Source organism: Rhodobacteraceae bacterium S2214 (genome assembly GCA_025141675.1).
Classification (GTDB): Bacteria; Pseudomonadota; Alphaproteobacteria; order Rhodobacterales; family Rhodobacteraceae; genus Yoonia.
Genome location: CP081161.1, coordinates 74,746 through 92,787, shown reverse-complemented (window position 1 = coordinate 92,787; position 18,042 = coordinate 74,746). Strand labels below are relative to the sequence as shown.

Here is an 18,042-nt window from a genome sequence, read left to right as displayed (position 1 = left end):
GGTAAGTGATTGTTAAATCAGCGTTTCGGCTGAATTTCGCCTAAAACGTGTTCTGTGTCCTGCCCGAAATGCGGGGGCGGGCGGCGATAGGTTACAGGCGTTTTCGACAATTTCAGGGGATTCCCGATGACCCGCACTTCACCGTCTTTCGTATCTTCACAAGGAATCGTCGCGATCATGTCGCGGGCTTTGACCTGATCGCTGCCAAAAACCTGATCCAACGTTTGCACAGGACCAACAGGTACTTTGCGTTTCTCGAGCCCCGCAATAACATCATCCATCGGCAACGCTGCCAAAAGTGGAATGATCTTCGCGAGAAGACTGTCACGGTTTTCAATCCGGGCCGGATTGGTTGCATACAGCGGATCATCGGCCAGATGCGCGACGTCCAGAAATTCGCAAAACCGGCGAAACTGGCTATCGTTTCCGACCGCTGCAATCACATGGCCGTCGTTCGTGGCAAAAACCTGATAGGGCACGATATTCGGGTGACCGTTGCCACGCCGTTTCGGCAATTCGCCGGTCGTCAGGTGGTTGACGCCTTCATTGATCAGCCACGCGATCTGACTGTCGACAAGGGCGACGTCGATATGTTGGCCTTCACCGGTTTTGTCGCGGTGACGCAGCGCCGCCAAGATCCCGATGGTCGCATACATGCCGCACATCACGTCAGCGATCCCAACACCAACCTTCATCGGCTCCCCGTCCGGCGCACCAGTCAGGGACATCATGCCACCAAAACCTTGCGCCATCAGGTCGTAACCGGGTTTGTTCGCATTCGGTCCGGTTTGCCCGAACCCAGAAATAGAACAATAAACAAGGCTCTGATCATTCTCGAGCATCGTCGCAGCATCAAGCCCGTATTTGGCAAGCCCGCCGGGTTTGAAATTCTCGATGACAACATCACATTCTGCGGCCAAAGCGCGGATCGTATCTTGGCCTTCGGGTGTAGCGATATCAACAGCCACGGACAGCTTGTTGCGGTTCGCGCACATGAAATATGCGCTCAGGTCGGTTGGTTCACCATCAGTGCCCTCGGCGAAAGGTGGCCCCCAACTGCGCGTATCATCCCCGCCAGTTCCGGGGTTTTCAATCTTCAACACTTCAGCGCCAAGATCACCTAACAATTGCGTACATGTCGGACCTGCCAAAATACGGGTCAAATCAAGGATACGCAGACCATCCAGTGCACCTGCCATCAGATACGTCCATCATACGCATGTTTGTCGATCACAGCTGCGATCAACGTGTAATTGTCAGCTGTTTGCGCCGCCTCCAATGCAGCGCGTAGTTCCGCCCTATTTGTTACAGTTGCACCATGTCCGCCAAACGCGCGCCCGATGGCGGCATAGTCATGGCCCCTGAAATCAACGCCATTGTTATCCAGCTTACGACCGCGTTGTTTCAAATCAATTAACGCAAGCGATTGATCGACAAACACGACGAAAATCGTGTTTTGGGCATTTTCAGCCGCGGTGGACAGATCACCAGCCACCATCAGCAAACCGGCATCGCCAGAAAAACTAACCACTGTGCGCTCAGGCGCGGCAAGTTTGGCCCCAATGGCAAGCGGAACCGCGCATCCCATCGTGCAAAGCGCGGTTGACTGCAGCAAGGTCCGCGGATCGGCGCATTCCCACATCTGCGACAGCAAAATCCGGTGCGCCCCGCTATCAACGGTCGCAATCGTGTCCATCGGCAATGCGTCGCGACATTCAGCAATCACAGCGCCGGGCCCCCATTCTTCGTCACGAGGGAACGCGGCGGAAAGCGCTGTCTTAACTTCCGCAATTTCACCGTCTGGCCATGTCGTGCAGGGCGGAATGCCTTCGGACAAGGCGGCAAGCGTAGCGCCCGTATCGGCAATAAAACTGAGCGTGGCTTGGTGCATAAAGTGATGGTTGGGCGCTGCCGTGATATCGATGACATTCGTCACAATCGGATCCCACGCATTCTGCCAACCGGGCCGCATTTCAATGGGATCATAGCCGACACAAATGATCAGGTCGGCCTCGTCAACGAAAGGCAACAAGTGTTTGTCGGCCAAAGGCGACAGACCAGCACCGCCAAGACAAAGCGGGTGATCTTCAGGCAAAACGCCTTTCGCCTTGTAGGTCGTGATGACAGGAACGCCGTGAATTTCTGCAAACGCCCGAAGTGTTTCGGTGGATTTGTCTTTGATAACATCCAAACCCACAATCATCACCGGACGGCTGGCCTCGGCAAGCCAATCGCGTGCGGTGCTCAAATCGGTTCCGACGGGAACAACATCACTCGCGACAGCGCGGCGGAACGGTGCAGGCACGGCAGGGGAGTCAGCAACCGAGATCGGCACGTCGATATGCACAGGGCCAGAACGCCCTTCAGTTGCGATACCAACTGCTTTTTCGGCGATAATCCCGGCGGCGGCAGCATCCAGCGTGAACGTCGCCTTTGTGATCGGGTCGAAAACCTTCCGATGATCAAGCACTTGGTGCGTATATTGTTCGGCTTCAGCGGCATCGACGCAGCCCGTCAGCACGATCAATGGCACACGATCCTGTTCCGCGTTCGCAACCACGTTCACGCCGTTCATCGCACCTGGACCAACTGTCGCCACCAAGATCGCAGGCGCGCCGTCCACGTGATGCACCCCTTCGGCCATAAAACCGGCGGCATTTTCGTGCCGTGCCAGATGAAACTGAATGCCGGCGGCTTCCAACGCGTCGATCAGCGTCAAAACTTCACCACCGGGCATGCCGAATGCGTGCCGGCATCCTGCTTCATACAATCGACGGGCAAGCACATCAGCGGCGCGCAAAGTCTCGGTCATGTTGTATCCTTGAACTGTTTAGAATGTCTTAGCGGGCGGCGGTGGCAATCGCCAGAAAAATGGCGTCCAACTCGGTCGCGGCGGCCAAAAGATCGGGATCTGCGTCATCGACATAGGGGGCGAACACAGACGAAGGTGTCTTATAAGACAGGGTCGCAGCGCCATCTTCTGTTTCGGTAAGGTAAAACCTGATCGGGGCTTCAATCATCGCAGGCGTGGACAGGTTCAGGATGCGAACGGCGAACAGATTGTTGAAAACCCCGACAACACGGTTGTTAGGGATCGTGATGCCACGGTTCGCAGCGGCACCTGTCGGGCCCGCTTGGGTCACGACGGCCATCTGATTGGCGCTGACCGCTTCGCGCAAATCGCTCAGCAAAACATCAAAAGGTTTGTCACTATCCATAACAACCCAACCATCGCGCGGGGTCACGGATTGGGCCATCGCAGACGCGGACCAGAGGGCAAGTATCGCAATCAAAATCAAACGCATCGGGACATCCTTTGTTATCAGGCCTCTTGCATCCATCACTTCGTGCGTTTGGTAAATTCACGTTTGCGACAGATCACCTATTTCGCGCGGCCTGCCGCCCAGATCGATCCAGCACCAGCGGTGATAATCACGGCGAGGCCCAATAGGGCAATTGAATCGGGCCATTCGCCAAAGAACAGGAACCCAAAGACGGTCGCGATGATGATCTGGCTATAGATCAAAGGGGCGATCACGGATGCCTCTGCCGCGCGATTTGCGTGCACAAGCAACAGGTTACCGATCGCTGACCCCATCGCGCTGATCGTAATGAACCCGACAAATGGCACAGTCATCGACGGCAGCGGCGCGATCGCGAGCGGGGCCAAGACAATGGAACCGATAACAAGCTGGGAAAACAGCAAAAATCGTGGGCGATAGGATCCTGCCAACCACCGCGTCGCGACAAGGTAGCTGCCGTGGAAAACGCCAGCCAGCAACGCAAATCCAAGACCCGGTGTCATCCCAAATCCCGGCTTCACGACCAACAATACACCGCCAAAGCTGACCAACAACAGAACCGTGCGGGGGATCGTTACGTTTTCCTTAAGGAATATGGCGGACAGTGCATAAGAAATGATCGGCCCAACAAAGAAACCGCCAAACACAGTCGCCAGCTGTTCGGTCTTGAGCGCAGTCAGGATTGACGCGATCCCCCCTGCGATCAGGCAGGCGCGAAACATCAACGCAGGTTTCAGCAAAAGCCGCATTTCACCTTTTTGAAGGCCGACGACAGGGGCAAGAACGACGGCCGCCAAGGCAAAACGGGCCCAAGCTACGAAAAATTGTGAAAATCCGGCACTGGTCAACATCCGACCGGCCACATCACCACCAACGATCAGGATCATCGCACCAACAACCATGGCGACCACGCGAAGCTGAAATGAACCCGTCATGTTTTATCCTTCAAAATCAGCTGCACACTCTGCTTTGCCCCGACTGTGGTCAAGCGCCCTTCGTACAGCGTCAGACGCAAATCCCCGATGGTTTGGGGGCTAGCCCCCAAAGCGGCGCACGGCTAGACTTCGTTAACGACATTCCGGAGCTTCACCATGTTCGATCGCATTTTGTCCATGTTTCATAAAGAAACCAACGTCACCAAGCTGCCAGAGGCGGATGCACAGCATGCGCTGGGGGCTTTGTTGGTGCGCGCGGCGAAAATCGACAAAGCGTATCTGTTTGAAGAAATTGAACAGATCGATGACGTTTTGGCGCACCGCTACGGATTAAACCCTGTTCAGGCCGCGAAAATGCGGGCCGAATGCGAAAAACTGGAAGAAGCGATGCCAGATACCGACGCTTTGTCGACCATCTTGCATGACGCGATTAGTCTCGAAGAACGCGAAGCCACAGTTGCGGCACTTTGGGCTGTTGTTTTCGCAGATGGTGTTGAAGCGGAAGCAGAAGATCAACTTTTGCATCAAGTAGAAGCAATCTTGGGCGTATCACCCGACGTCAGTAAAAAACTGCACGATGCCGCAATGGCAGCCCGCAATCAGGGCTAGAACGCACACCGCGCACGGCCAACGTTAGAAAACTGGCTTCGCGTTCACCAAGGGCCTGTCCGCTTTATCCCGCACGCGCCGCCTGTCTGTCGCCACACGCCTTTCGTTGGCTGCGGGCCATGGTTTCTGCGGTCCACGGCGATCCTTTTTACGTCGTTGTGGGGTCGGGTTGGCCAACGCGCGGGTGACATCGCTACGCGCGATTTGGTTCACATCAAGCGGCCCCAACGATCGACGCAGGGTACCAAGGCGGCGCTGCACCATACCCACCGTGTAACAATCGCGCGCTGGCGGCCCATTCAGTGGGGCATCGGGAACGATCGGGGCGCCAAATATGTGTCTCAAGACCCTTCTTTGATCTTCTGACAACAGCGCCAACACCATTGGCCCCAACAAAAGCGTTTCAGACCAACAGCCATTCGCAAGGACAATTTGGTGGGCATCACAGACAAAATGGACCCATGTGACGTTCTTCTTGCCGTTCATGTGGCGAACACCCGGCAAAGCGGTCAGTGATTTTGCAGGCGCGAAGGCTTCTTCTGTGAATAGGGCTTCTAACTGACCTTTGCCCCCAACGAACAAACGGTGCTGGGGCGACACCACCATGTCCGTCGACGGCCGCCCTTTTCCAAAGGCGTTTGCAGAGATCAAGACGGGTTTCGCGTCAGGTGACGTATCTTCCAGCGGTTGGGTATCCGACCTGACCCACCGGATCGGCACAATGCCGTCGTCCAACGTGACGACCAGATCACCAGGTTGCAGGTATTCAACCGGTCTGGGGCCGTCGGGTGTCGTGATAAGCGTGCCTTCCGCAAAACAAACGGCCTGATATGTTTCGGCTGCGTTCTGGTCGCTGGTCCAAAAGGCGTTCGGGCTGTCTGGCCCGCCGCCGGTGTCCCAATACCAGCTTTCCAAATCAAATCCGGGGGACCAAACCATTTGAAATAGCTCGCCAGTAACAGAATTCGTGCCTTCAAAGACTACGGCGCCTTCGCCCGGACCAACGTAGTCGCTGCGAATAATGGTCGCGTCCTGCATGTCACCACCGCCGCCATGACCCGACCACGTTAGGTCGTAGGTTTCCCCGACTTCAAACAAAATCGGTTTATCGTCGCCCATATTCGACGTGATTTCGAGGTTAGTCGTCGATCCCGGCGGGTGGTCGAAATAACTATAGTCCTGATGGACATCTACATTGCTACCGGACGCGGCAGCAAATTCGTTATCGAGCGCATAGAAAGTTTTGGTCATGATCGGTTCCTTCCGGTACCCGATACGTCCACTTCGTTGAGGTTCGATAAACAGCGACAAATTGAACTATTTTGGATCGCCCTTGCCAATGGGCCGTGCCCTTGGTCTAACCGCCTGTAAGTCAAAGGGAACACGCACATGGTCGACATCGCAACACGGGTCTGGAACCACAAATGGAAGATCGACCCAATCGTGCGGTCGCTCATCGATACGGATTTCTACAAGCTCCTGATGTGCCAATCCATTTTCCGGAACCACCCGGATACCAACGTCACATTCTCGCTGATCAACCGATCCAAACACGTGCGCCTCGCGGACCTCGTCGACGAAGGCGAATTGCGCGAACAGCTCGACAATATCCGGTCGTTGTCCCTGTCACGCGGTGAATCCACATGGCTGCGGGGGAACACCTTCTACGGCAAACGGCAAATGTTCCGGCCCGACTTCATGGAATGGTTCGAGAACCACAAACTCCCGCCCTATCACCTCGAAAAACGGGACGGGCAGTACGAACTCACCTTCGAAGGCAAATGGCACGAAGTCATGCTCTGGGAAATTCCGGCGCTCTCCACGCTCATGGAACTGCGGGGGCGGGCGGTGCTCAAGGACATGGGGCGGTTCGAACTGCAGGTCCTCTACGCGCAGGCCATGACCAAAGTCTGGTCCAAGGTCGAAAAGCTCCGCGACGTGCCCAACCTCAAACTCGCGGACTTCGGGACGCGGCGGCGGCATTCCTACCTCTGGCAGGACTGGTGCGTGCAGGCGCTGAAAGAAGGGCTGGGGGACAACTTCACCGGCACCTCCAACTGCCGGATCGCCATGCAGCGCGAAATCGAAGCCATCGGAACCAACGCCCACGAACTGCCCATGGTCTACGCAGCCATGGCGGACACGGACGAAAAACTGCGGCAATCGCCCTACGACGTGCTCGCGGACTGGCAGGAAGAACACTCCGGCAACCTGCGGATCATCCTGCCGGACACCTACGGAACGCAGGGGTTTCTGGACGACGCACCGGACTGGCTGGCTGGCTGGACAGGCATGCGGATCGACAGCGGAGACCCGGCGACAGGGGCAGAGCGGGCGATCGACTGGTGGACAGCGCGTGGGGAAGACCCGCGCAAGAAACTGGTCATCTTCTCGGACGGGCTGGACGTCGATAAAATCGCAACGCTGCAACAGCAGTTCGCAGGGCGAGTGCGGGTGTCCTTCGGGTGGGGAACCATGCTGACCAACGACTTCAAAGGGCTGGCGCCCAACGACGCGCTCGCACCGTTTTCCCTCGTCTGCAAAGCCGTCGCGGCCAACGGCAACCCGACAGTCAAACTGAGCGACAACCCCAACAAAGCCATGGGCCCCGTCGAGGAAATCGCACGGTACAAGCGGGTGTTTGGTGTTGGTGAGCAAGAGAAGGTTGAGGTTGTGGTTTAACTTCGGTTGTCTCGCTTAATTACGGCACTTTTCATGGCTTCGTTGAGACGCGACTTCATGAAAGAACGAAATTTTCGGGCTTGCGGAATAATCGGTGATCCTTTTTCTCCAAACGCCTCGCTAGCTCTCTTCAAGTAGCTATAGAAGGTCCAAGTATTGAAGTCGTCTGGAGAGAGATTCTGCTCATCAACTCTATTAAAGCGCTGACTAAAATTAGAGTAGTTGAACTTCGACATGATTTCTTCAACAGACATGTCTGGGTGCCCATTTGAGAAGCCGTTTGCTATTCCTTTAGCAGTTCGCGATACCTTTCTGTAGAGCCGTGAAATAGTGCTGTCTCTGATGTATACTTTCCTCCCATCATAGCGGAACCCAAGGTACTCGAAGCCATTCTTTCCTTGTGGACCCTTTACGTGTTGAAAGCTAAGGCCATCGTCCAACCGTTTGAATTGAACGACGCAAGTCTTTGACGGCTTTATTTTAAGTTGGTTTCCGTAATTCCGAATCTCGGCAATCGCAAATTGTTCTGCTTTGTCTGCGATTCCTTCGCTGAAAGGCAAAATGAGCAAAATGTCGTCCGAATACCTCATGTACGTCCCACCGAACTCGGCGGCAAAATCAGAAAGGGATTTGTCAAAATCCATCAGGTAGAAGTTTGCAATTAAGTCAGAAATCGGGGCACCCTGCGGGATGCCAAAGGGATCATCATTCTTCACTATGATACTAGGAAGGTTCGGATCTCCACCGCATATTTTGTCCCTAAATTCTTTGGGGCTGCAAAGTTGGGTTGGCATGTCGGAATAAGGAACTGTGTATTGTTCTATTCCGTCTTGACCCTTTGCGATGATCCCCAGTCGGCGGTAAACTTCCTTTTGGTCGACCACCCGGTATCGAGTTACATTCTTGAAAACGGTAAAGTGGTCTTCAGGCAGTCGTTCGACTCCAAGTAAATCGCACCAAACAGACTTTATTCTGTCGTGGTCGAGGTTTTCAAAGAAACCTTTGATATCCAATGCAATTGCAATGCAGTCGCCCATGGCGTCAATCGCATCAAATGCATCTTTCGCGAATTCGATATTGCTTTTTCCGCCGCCAGTGGATTTAGGAATCTTCCTATAAGCAATAGGACATTCTTCAATTCCCATCTCACAAAGTCTAACTTCATATTTTTCGGACAAAATCCTACGGTAGTGGGTTAGAATGTACGCGTCTTTCCTTGCGGCGTATCTAATGGGTCTCGATTTAATTGGCGGCTTAATCGTCTTGCCGTTAGAATCTTTTTTGGTCCTGAATGGCTGCCAAGTTTCATAGTAAAGAAAAAAAGGATAAAATTTATTACTAGCAACCCGGGCCGAATCTCTTACCAACTCATTTATTTGGTCGGGAGTAAGATGCCGGTCAAAATGAGGATAATGCTTGATGTCGGCGGGCGTGAATGGTTTTTGCATATTTCCCCGCGAGAAGGGCCGGAACATTGAGCGGTGTATTCGCTCTTAAATGGCATTTCCGACCCTGACCGTTCTGCGTTATACACTCAATCTTCGACGTGGTCGTGTATACTGTGCAAGCGGTGGTCTGGCTGAGCCAGATTGCCGTCCAGCGGCCAGGTCACGATAAAGGAGAACATGTATTGGAACTCGCATTATGCGTAACAGAAGCACTAGGACTTGACAGTTTAAACGATCGACTGCGACGCCCCAAGTGCGCCGATACCTGACAATTGGCTATTGAGTTATTTGAATTCAAGAGTTGTCGCGATTATTTTCCACCTTCCCCCGCAACCTCTTAACCTCCCCCCGCACCTTCTTCCCCGCAAGCCGCCGTTTGACCGACCCGTAGGTCGGTTTTGTCCCGATCCGGCGTTTGGGCACATGCAGCGCCTGCACGATCATCTCGGCCAGCCGCTCCCGCGCGATTTCGCGGTTGCGTGCTTGGGACCGCGTGTCCTGCACAAACAGCACCACCGCCCCGTCCTTCGTCCATTTCTGGCCCGCCACCCGCCGCAGCCGCCGCTTCACCGCCTCGGTCAAATTGGGCGACCGCGCCGCTTCAAACCGCAGTTCCACTGCCGTCGAAACCTTATTCACGTTCTGCCCACCCGGACCGGACGACCGCGCGAACTGCTCGGTCAATTCCCAATCTTCAAGCGTGATCTGATCGTTGATTTTCATCTGTCCACTACAACTCATCAGCGGCCCCGACGCAAATGCCGTGGCCAATCTTCATGATGCGTTAACACTTCTGGAATTCAGGGGCTGACAACGCGGTGCACGCCTTGTGTACGCGTTGTGCACGCAAATCACACCCCTGCGGATGCCATCCATGAACGACACGTGATCCCACCGTCACGCAACCTGTTCGCCAGCGCCCGCCCCATCAGATTAGGCCCGCAAAACACGCCCAAACCCCAATGAAAAAGGGCCGCCCCGGCGTGGGGTGGCCCTTCTCTGAATAGCGGAGGGGGGTCGGTTAGGTCGCCCACCCTGTGGTTTTCTCAGCTAAGGGCTGCCCTAGTTGAAGACCCCACAAGTTGTCCCGACTGCCTTCTCCAATACTTCATGATGCACTGGATCACCTCCTTTCAAAATGTTTCGCCTATACTTTGAAGGTGGCATACCTGATCTTAAAATCAAGATAATTTTTTGTGACAACGCAGATTAAGCCCGCGCATCCACAAATCGCCCAACAATAATCCGGAACGGCACCAAAGCGAGCAAAGCAATCACAAGCTTCACACCCCAGTCCGCAACCGCCAAAGAAACCCACAACGGTGCATCCGGACCTACGGTCAAAAACGGAACAGCATCCTGCGCCCAGCTAATCTCCACCATGGCGGATTCGGATAAGCCATTGAAAAGCGCAGAAAAAGCGATGGTGAAAAAGATAGCCGTATCCACGGTGGAACTGACCAAAGTGGACCCAAGCGGGGCTTTCCACCACGATCCGTCCCGCAGTTTATTGAAAACTGCAACGTCCAGAAGTTGTGCCACGCCGAACGCAATCGCAGATCCGATCGCGACACGCAACGCAACGGCTGCGTACGGCCCGTATTCGCTGTCAAAAATGATTTGCGTCCCGATCAAGGAACAAATGATCCCCGTGACCAAACCTGCGAACACAACCTTGCGGGCCGTCGCGGCCCCGTAAAGCCGGTTCATGATGTCCGTTACCAGAAAGGCGAGCGGATAGGTGAATGCCCCCCACGTCAGCAACCCATCAAGGATCAGATATTGCACAAGAATATTGGATGCGACCACAATAGCGGCCATGGCGAGAACGCCGGGGAGAATACGTGTCATGTCATTGGTTCCGTTTTGACAAGGGTGCGGCACTTGGTCCTCGAACCGTTCAAGGACGCGCCCACTTAGGCCCCGCTGGCCGACAGGTCAACCGTCGATACGGTATTCCGCGATCTCGTTCGTCAGAATGCTGCGGAAATTGTTATCCGCGATCAGGGTCATGATCATTTGACCATCTGCGGTCTGCCATACGGAAATGCCTTCCATATTGCCGTGCACGCCAATTCCGGTTTCTAGGATCGTTTCAGCAGTTGCCGCATCCAGATCAAGACGGCGCACGCGCGTATAGAAACCGAAACCGCTGAAATCCCGTTCCAGCACATAAAGCATGCCGTCAGGCCCAAAATCTGCACCGACCATCAGATAGGCACCGGTGCGCGGGATGGCATAAGGTTGATCCCATTTGCCGTCTTTGTAGCGGTAAACCGGGAAAGGCCGATCGTATCGACCAGACCGTTCGGGGATTGTGTAAAGGGCGCCATCCGCGTCGATTGCCAGGGCTTCCAAGCTGCTGTTGTCTTGCAAAGCCTCAAATTCGCGGGGCACTGGCAGGGTCTGTTCGGCGGCCCCGAAGTTTGCGAATTTCCCGACCCGATGCTGCCCTTCGAAAGAAACATAGATCGTGCCGTCGGGCGCCACAGCGATACCTTCGGAATCGTTGTTTGTCAGACCTCCTGGCAGGTCTGCGTTTTCAATTGAAACGGGTGTGCCCATGGCAATACCGCTGATCTGTCCCTCTGCGTCCCGTGAAATTGTGCCTTGCATCAACATGCCGCGATCACTGACCGCAATGATGGTGCTGCCATCATCAGCGATATGCACTGCAGACAGGCCGCCGATCCGTCCGCCGTCCGTGTGGATGACAAAACGCCCGAAAAGGGCGGTCTCGGTGAAACCAAGACCGCCCATCAAAAGAATGGCCGCTGAAAACAGAATTTTTAGCATTTAGTCCGCGTTCAAAACACTCAGGCATTGGCCGGGTAGATTAGCCATTGTGATCGGTCCGCGCGGCGGACGAGGCGTCGGGTTGGGATTTGGGGGTGGCGGGTTCAGGATGTTATTCACCCAATCCTGCGCATCTGCACAGCCATCACCTGCTGGTGGCGGCGCTTGATCAACGCAAGTGTTGTCACCCGCCGGGCATTTCAGGCGGACGTGGAAATGGTAGTGGTGACCGTACCAAGGGCGGATTTTGTTCAGCCAGCTGCGATCACCCGTCGCAGAATTACACATCGCAACCTTTGCGCCCGGGAACACAAAAATGCGCGCGACACGCGGATCAGAGGCAGCCGCTTTGAGTACCGCCTCATGTTCGGCGGTCCAACGGCTGTTCGTGTAGGCCCCGCTGGCACGACGCATGGAGATCGAAGAGATATTCTCGCGTTCTTGTGCAGATAGGTTCAACCGATCAGGCGGCAGCATCCAGATATCGGCATCAAGCCCGACTTGGTGGCTGGCGTGTCCCGTCAACATCGGGCCGCCACGTGGCTGGCTAAGATCGCCGACGTACAGACCTTCCCAGCCGGGTAAGCGCGCAACTTCACGGCTTAGGTCCTGAATATAGTCGATCAGCGCAGGTTGACCCCAGTTCCGGTTTCGGCTCAGGCGCATCGCCTGCCACGTTGGACCGGTTTCAGCCAATTCAACAGCGCCCGCTTGGCAACCCTTTGCGTAACCGCCGATTGCTTCGGGTGTTTGGTTTGATCCGCGTGGGATGTGGCCGAAAAGCGTCTTGGCCACACGGGTATCACCCGCGTTCGACGTCGAAATGGCTGCCGCTTGGCTAACCGATGCCGTGTCTTCGCTTTGGCATGCCGCCAGAGCCGTTAACAATGAAAGTATGCCTATGAAGCGGACCATGCTGCGCGATCTCCGTCTTTGTTGACCCATGATAGCATCACAAGACCAAGAAGAAAGAGGAAGATCACAGGCAAGAAGCCTAGCTGCACATTACCGGTCCAAGCGGTGAAAACCCCAATGAGCAGGGGGGCCATGAACGCAGTCGCTTTGCCGGAAAGTGCAAATAGACCAAAGGCTTCGGTTGGACGTTCGGGGTTTGTATGGCGCACCATCATGGACCGCGATGCGGCATAAATTGCGCCGCCTGCACCACCAATAACAGAACCACAAACGAAAAAAATTATGTCAGGAACCATCGAATCTGCCGCAAGCGGGACGCCAAACACCTGTGTGCGGGACATGCCGACGATAATCGTGCTGACGACCAGAAGGCAAAGAATGCAGAAAATGATGACTGGTTTTGGCCCTAGTTTCGCGTCAAACCGACCGCCGACATAGGTAAATACGGCTGCTGTAATGACGCTGATGATCCCGAAAACGCCTAGCCAGATCGTGCCCCAACCTAACACGAGCGTCGCGTACACGCCGCCAAATGCATACAAAGCATTCAGGGCGTCGCGGTAAAACATCGACCCGAGCAGGAACGATGCGGTGCTTTTGCGGCGGGCAACATTGCGCAGCGTCTGTTTTAGATCGCCCCAAACTTTCGACATTTTGGGGACCTCGCCTGCGTCAGCAGGATTGTCGCGCACCCATAAGAAGAACGGGATCATGAAGATAGCAAACCATACCGCCATGAACGGACCCACGGCACGTGTGCCTTCGCGCGCGCTTGGGTCCAGCCCAAACAGCGGGTCCAAGCCGATCAGCGTTTTGCCGGTCTGCGCGTCCTCTGCGAACAGCAGCAACATAATAATCAAAGCAACCAAGCCGCCCCAGTAGCCAACTGACGCACCAGTGCCCGAGATCCGACCGACTTCCTCCGGTGTGCCAAGCGACGGCAAATACGCGTTGATAAAGTTCAGCGCCGATTCTGCCGCAATAAAGCCGACGTAGAACAGGACCAGGAACAGCATCAGGCTGCTGCTGTCGGGGGTCAAAAACCATAAAGACCATGCACCGATGACATACAGAAGGGAAAAGCCGATGATCCACGGCATCTTGCGGCCCGTGTTGTCTGCATAAGCGCCAAGGAACGGCGCGGTAAAGGCGATGACAAGGCCCGCACAGGTTTGGCCAAAGGCCCAAGTGCTTTGCGCTGATGCGCCTGCGGCTTCTTGGTCAAGTCCTTGACCGAGAAAGTAATTCGCAGCGACGACCGCAAAGTATGGCCCAAAGATAAAGGTCAACCCAAGCGTGTAGTATGGTTGCGCTGCCCAATCAAAGCTCATCCAGCCCCAGATGCGCTTTTTTGCCGATATTGTCATGGTCGTCCCCCGTAAGTGCCGCGATAAGACACCGAAGGGACGGCACATTGCAAGTGACGTGTTTATGACTGTGTGTCTGGTGTCACTTCTGGGGGCCAAGGACGTGTTTGATCGGCGTCGATCCAGTTTTGTGCCCACGCAGGTAACGGCGGCCGGTCGCCTTCGTAGCCGATGTGATCAAACAGCTGTCGGGGGCGCACGATCCCGTTTTTATCGGTCACAGCAGACCGGTACAGAGCCTGCACGGCGCATTCGTTTCCGATCCAGATGGATTGTTCGAGGTAGAAGAATTTATCGTCCCAGCCGACAGCGCGACTGACCGTTTTGAATTTCACAAACGGACGGATGCGCTTACGGTAACGCACGCTGACACCGGCCATCGTGAGGCCCCAACGCTTTTCCTTGAGCGCGTCTAGTAGGCCAACACGTTTGGCCAAAACTGTGCGCCCAAGATCAAGAATTGTTAAGATACGTCCGTTATTCATTTCAATGAACGCGTCGATATCTTGTGGCCAGCACCGGTGTTGCGACACATGAATACCCATAATGGGTAAGTCAGGTGCGCGGCGGGCAAGATACATATCTTTGATAAGCCGTACGAAAGGATACATCGGAACAACCTTTAGGTGACGATTACCCCCTCCATCTGCCTTGTTGACGTAAACGTCAACTTTGACGCAACGGAAGCTGGGGCTTGCAGGACTGCCACTTAGAACTTACTTGAACGGTGCACAAATTGAAGGCGATACCATGCAGTCCATCTTTGAAATCTTGTTGATGCTCATCGGCGTCGCCCGTTTCTTTATCTTTGCGCATTTCATCATGAGCTGGTTGATCAGTTTTGATGTCTTGAACGTGCGTCAGCCGTTGGTCGGTCAGATTTGGTACACGCTGCAACGTATCTTGGAACCACTTTACGCTCCGATCCGTCGGTTTATGCCCGATTTGGGCGGCATTGATTTATCGCCGATTGTCGCCCTTTTGGGACTGGAAGCGATCCGGATCATCCTGATCAACAATGCGAGCGTATTTTTCTAAAGCCACACGTAGATTTCGCATCAGAAACCGCACATGGCGCAAATGTGCGGATCGTGGTCGCGGATGGCCTGTCTTAACTTGCACGAAAGTGGTGTAGATTGCTCTGAGGATGAGGAGCACCACCATGGCCGAGATCAAATTTACACTCGACGGAAAGTCAGTGACCGCCCAGCCGGGTGAAACGATTTGGGAAGTGGCCAATGGCCGTGGCCTTGTGATCCCGCATCTTTGCCACAAACCGCAGCCCGGTTACCGGTCCGACGGAAACTGCCGCGCCTGTATGGTCGCGATTGATGGCGAACGGACCTTGGCGGCGTCCTGCATCCGCGAACCGTCTGAAGGCATGGTCGTCACAACCGATCAGCCGCGCGAAGTCCAGGCGCGTAAAATGGTCATGGAAATGCTTGTCGCCGACCAGCCTGAACAGGCGGTCGCGCACGATAAATCGTCTCATTTATGGGACATGGCTGCCAAGCAGGACGTTAGTGAAAGCCGTTTTCCGACGATGGATAGCGACCACATCCCACTGCTGGATGACAGTCACGTCGCGATGTCGGTAAACTTGGATGCGTGTATTCAATGTGGATTGTGCGTGCGGGCCTGTCGTGAAGTGCAGGTCAATGATGTGATCGGCATGGCGGGTCGGGGCCACAATGCTTACCCTGTCTTCGATATGGACGACCCGATGGGTGCATCCAGCTGCGTGGCCTGCGGTGAATGCGTACAGGCCTGCCCGACTGGGGCGTTGTTGCCCGCGACCGTGACGGACGAAAACCAAATCGGCGATACGGCGGACTACGACCGCGAAGTCAAAAGCGTTTGCCCATTCTGTGGCGTCGGCTGTCAGGTGTCGTTGAAGGTGAAGGACGACAAGGTCAAGTTCGTCGAAGGCATCAATGGCCCCGCGAACGAAGGCCGTTTGTGTGTCAAAGGCCGGTTCGGTTTCGACTATATTCACCACGATCACCGGCTGACCAAACCTTTGATTCGACGCGACGATGCGCCCGCAAAGGGCTTGAACGTTGATCCTGGCAATTGGGGCGAAGTGTTCCGCGAAGCGTCTTGGGACGAAGCGCTGGATTTTGCTGCCAATGGCATGAAAGAACTCGGCGGGACCAAGATCGCTGGCTTTGGGTCAGCCAAATGTACGAACGAAGAAGCCTATCTTTTCCAGAAAATGATCCGCCAAGGCTTTGGTCACAACAACGTTGATCACTGCACACGGCTATGCCACGCGTCATCCGTCGCTGCGTTGATGGAAAACGTCGGATCGGGGGCCGTCACCGCGACATTCAACGAGATTGAAAACGCTGATGTGGCCATCGTCATCGGTGCGAACCCGATTGAAAACCACCCCGTCGCCGCCACCTATTTCAAGCAGTTCACCAAACGCGGTGGCAAGCTTATTGTGATGGATCCGCGCGGTCAGGCATTGAAGCGCTTCTCGACCCACATGCTGCAATTCCGCCCCGGTGCGGATGTGTCGATGCTGAACGCGATCATGCATGTGATCGTTGAAGAAAAGCTTTACGATCAACAGTATATCGATGCCTATACCGAAAATTGGGAAGCGGAAAAAGCGCATCTCAAGGACTTCTCACCAGAGAAGATGGAAGGCATTTGCGGTATTCCAGCAGATGAATTGCGCGCCGTCGCACGGACTTTTGCAGGCGCTAAGGCGGGCATGATTTTCTGGGGTATGGGCGTGTCGCAACACATCCACGGCACCGATAATTCGCGCTGCCTGATCAGCCTTGCTTTGATGACGGGCCAAGTTGGTCGTCCGGGTGCCGGACTGCATCCGCTGCGGGGGCAAAACAACGTGCAAGGCGCGTCTGATGCGGGCCTCATCCCGATGTTCCTGCCCGATTACCAGCCTGTAGGTGACGACGGCGTGCGGTCTGCGTTTCAAGAGGTTTGGAACGAAGGTAACATTGACCCGAACAAGGGTCTGACCGTCACTGAAATCCTTGATGCGGTGCATGCGGGTGACATTCAGGGGATGTATATTCTGGGTGAAAATCCCGCGATGTCTGATCCAGACGTTGAACATGCGCGGGATGCTCTGGCAAAGCTTAAGCATCTGGTCGTGCAGGACATTTTCATCACAGAAACGGCGAACTATGCCGATGTGATCCTGCCTGCTTCGGCCTTCGCCGAAAAGACCGGGACGGTGACAAACACCAATCGGCAGGTGCAAATGGGACGCCCAGCGGTCGCACCTCCGGGTGATGCGAAGGAAGACTGGTGGATCGAAGTTGAGCTTGGCAAACGATTGGGCCTTGGTTGGACCTATACGCATCCAAGCGAGGTGTTCGACGAGATGACGCAGGTGATGAAATCGCTGGATAACATCACATGGGACCGGCTTGAGGCTGAAAATGTGGTGACCTACCCGTCATTGTCATCAACTGATCCGGGGCAACCGATTGTTTTTGCGGATGGTTTCCCACGCGCAGACGGGCGTGCAAAATTCACACCAGCCAATGTGATCGCGCCGGATGATGTGCCCGACGCGGATTATCCGATGATCCTGACGACCGGACGACAGTTGGAACATTGGCACACGGGGTCTATGACGCGCCGTTCAAAGGTGCTGGATGCGGTTGAACCAGAAGCGAACTGTTCGCTTCATCCGTCGACGCTGCGGAAGCTTGGTGTTGAACCGGGTGGGTTGTTGCGACTGACAACAAAGCGTGGGTCGATCAAAATCATGGCGCGGTCGGATCGGGCTGTCGCGCCTGACATGGTCTTCTTGCCGTTTGCTTATGTTGAGGCCGCCGCGAACATTCTAACGAACCCAGCGGTGGACCCCTTCGGCAAAATTCCCGAATTCAAATTTTCTGCGGTGCGTGTTGAGAAAGTTGAAACGACCATCGCAGCCGAATAATGCAATGCAGCCCCAGCCACTTTTGGGCTGCATTATGACCTAGTCCAGAACGTTGCCGAT

Annotated in this window: 16 protein-coding genes; 4 read left to right on the top strand and 12 right to left on the bottom strand. The window is 54.9% G+C overall.

The features are described from left to right. Positions 1 to 17 precede the first annotated feature (17 nt). The 4 genes from K3729_00420 to K3729_00405 all read right to left on the bottom strand — a co-directional run bounded on the left by K3729_00420 (position 18) and on the right by K3729_00405 (position 4,189). Entirely contained in the window at positions 18 to 1,199 is a 1,182-nt protein-coding gene (locus K3729_00420) for a CoA transferase (GenBank protein UWQ99302.1), read from the bottom strand. Then, entirely contained in the window at positions 1,199 to 2,812 is a 1,614-nt protein-coding gene (locus K3729_00415) for a thiamine pyrophosphate-binding protein (protein UWQ99301.1), read from the bottom strand. The genes K3729_00420 and K3729_00415 overlap by 1 nt, the downstream gene beginning before the upstream one ends. A 28-nt stretch (positions 2,813 to 2,840) precedes the next feature. Next, entirely contained in the window at positions 2,841 to 3,305 is a 465-nt protein-coding gene (locus K3729_00410; GenBank protein ID UWQ99300.1) for a DUF302 domain-containing protein, read from the bottom strand. A 77-nt stretch (positions 3,306 to 3,382) separates the two neighbouring features. After that, complete coding sequence (locus tag K3729_00405) at positions 3,383 to 4,189, bottom strand: DMT family transporter (protein ID UWR00883.1); 807 nt, start codon at positions 4,187 to 4,189, stop codon at positions 3,383 to 3,385. A gap of 204 nt (positions 4,190 to 4,393) precedes the next feature. Between K3729_00405 and K3729_00400 the strand changes: the two genes are divergently transcribed. Beyond that, positions 4,394 to 4,846: a TerB family tellurite resistance protein gene (locus tag K3729_00400; GenBank protein UWQ99299.1), complete on the top strand. Its 453-nt coding sequence runs from the start codon at positions 4,394 to 4,396 to the stop codon at positions 4,844 to 4,846. 24 nt (positions 4,847 to 4,870) lie between these two features. On the opposite strand, the gene K3729_00395 is transcribed toward K3729_00400, so the two are convergent. Continuing rightward, a complete protein-coding gene (locus tag K3729_00395) occupies positions 4,871 to 6,097 on the bottom strand; it encodes a Hint domain-containing protein (GenBank protein ID UWQ99298.1) in 1,227 nt (408 codons plus the stop codon). Between the two features lie 138 nt (positions 6,098 to 6,235). On the opposite strand from K3729_00395, the gene pncB reads away from it, so the two are divergent. Continuing rightward, positions 6,236 to 7,528, top strand: a complete 1,293-nt coding sequence (pncB, locus tag K3729_00390; protein ID UWQ99297.1) for a nicotinate phosphoribosyltransferase — start codon at positions 6,236 to 6,238, stop codon at positions 7,526 to 7,528. Here pncB and K3729_00385 read toward each other — a convergent pair. The 7 genes from K3729_00385 to K3729_00355 form a co-directional block, all read right to left on the bottom strand. Next, positions 7,525 to 8,976, bottom strand: a complete 1,452-nt coding sequence (locus tag K3729_00385; protein ID UWQ99296.1) for a hypothetical protein — start codon at positions 8,974 to 8,976, stop codon at positions 7,525 to 7,527. The genes pncB and K3729_00385 overlap by 4 nt on opposite strands. A gap of 294 nt (positions 8,977 to 9,270) precedes the next feature. Beyond that, complete coding sequence (arfB, locus tag K3729_00380) at positions 9,271 to 9,699, bottom strand: aminoacyl-tRNA hydrolase (protein UWQ99295.1); 429 nt, start codon at positions 9,697 to 9,699, stop codon at positions 9,271 to 9,273. Between the two features lie 486 nt (positions 9,700 to 10,185). Then, positions 10,186 to 10,827, bottom strand: a complete 642-nt coding sequence (locus tag K3729_00375) for a queuosine precursor transporter (GenBank protein ID UWQ99294.1) — start codon at positions 10,825 to 10,827, stop codon at positions 10,186 to 10,188. Positions 10,828 to 10,914: 87 nt separating this feature from the next. After that, a complete protein-coding gene (locus K3729_00370; protein UWR00882.1) occupies positions 10,915 to 11,736 on the bottom strand; it encodes an esterase-like activity of phytase family protein in 822 nt (273 codons plus the stop codon). A 36-nt stretch (positions 11,737 to 11,772) separates the two neighbouring features. After that, positions 11,773 to 12,687: a penicillin-insensitive murein endopeptidase gene (mepA, locus tag K3729_00365; protein UWQ99293.1), complete on the bottom strand. Its 915-nt coding sequence runs from the start codon at positions 12,685 to 12,687 to the stop codon at positions 11,773 to 11,775. Then, complete coding sequence (locus K3729_00360) at positions 12,672 to 14,054, bottom strand: MFS transporter (protein ID UWQ99292.1); 1,383 nt, start codon at positions 14,052 to 14,054, stop codon at positions 12,672 to 12,674. The genes mepA and K3729_00360 overlap by 16 nt, the downstream gene beginning before the upstream one ends. Before the next feature lie 62 nt (positions 14,055 to 14,116). Next, positions 14,117 to 14,665 carry a thioesterase family protein gene (locus K3729_00355; GenBank protein UWQ99291.1) on the bottom strand — a complete coding sequence of 183 codons (549 nt, stop codon included), beginning with the start codon at positions 14,663 to 14,665 and terminating at the stop codon, positions 14,117 to 14,119. Between the two features lie 139 nt (positions 14,666 to 14,804). On the opposite strand from K3729_00355, the gene K3729_00350 reads away from it, so the two are divergent. Next, positions 14,805 to 15,092 carry a YggT family protein gene (locus tag K3729_00350; GenBank protein UWQ99290.1) on the top strand — a complete coding sequence of 96 codons (288 nt, stop codon included), beginning with the start codon at positions 14,805 to 14,807 and terminating at the stop codon, positions 15,090 to 15,092. A 124-nt stretch (positions 15,093 to 15,216) separates the two neighbouring features. After that, entirely contained in the window at positions 15,217 to 17,982 is a 2,766-nt protein-coding gene (gene fdhF / locus K3729_00345; GenBank protein UWQ99289.1) for a formate dehydrogenase subunit alpha, read from the top strand. The last annotated feature ends 60 nt before the right edge of the window (positions 17,983 to 18,042 follow it).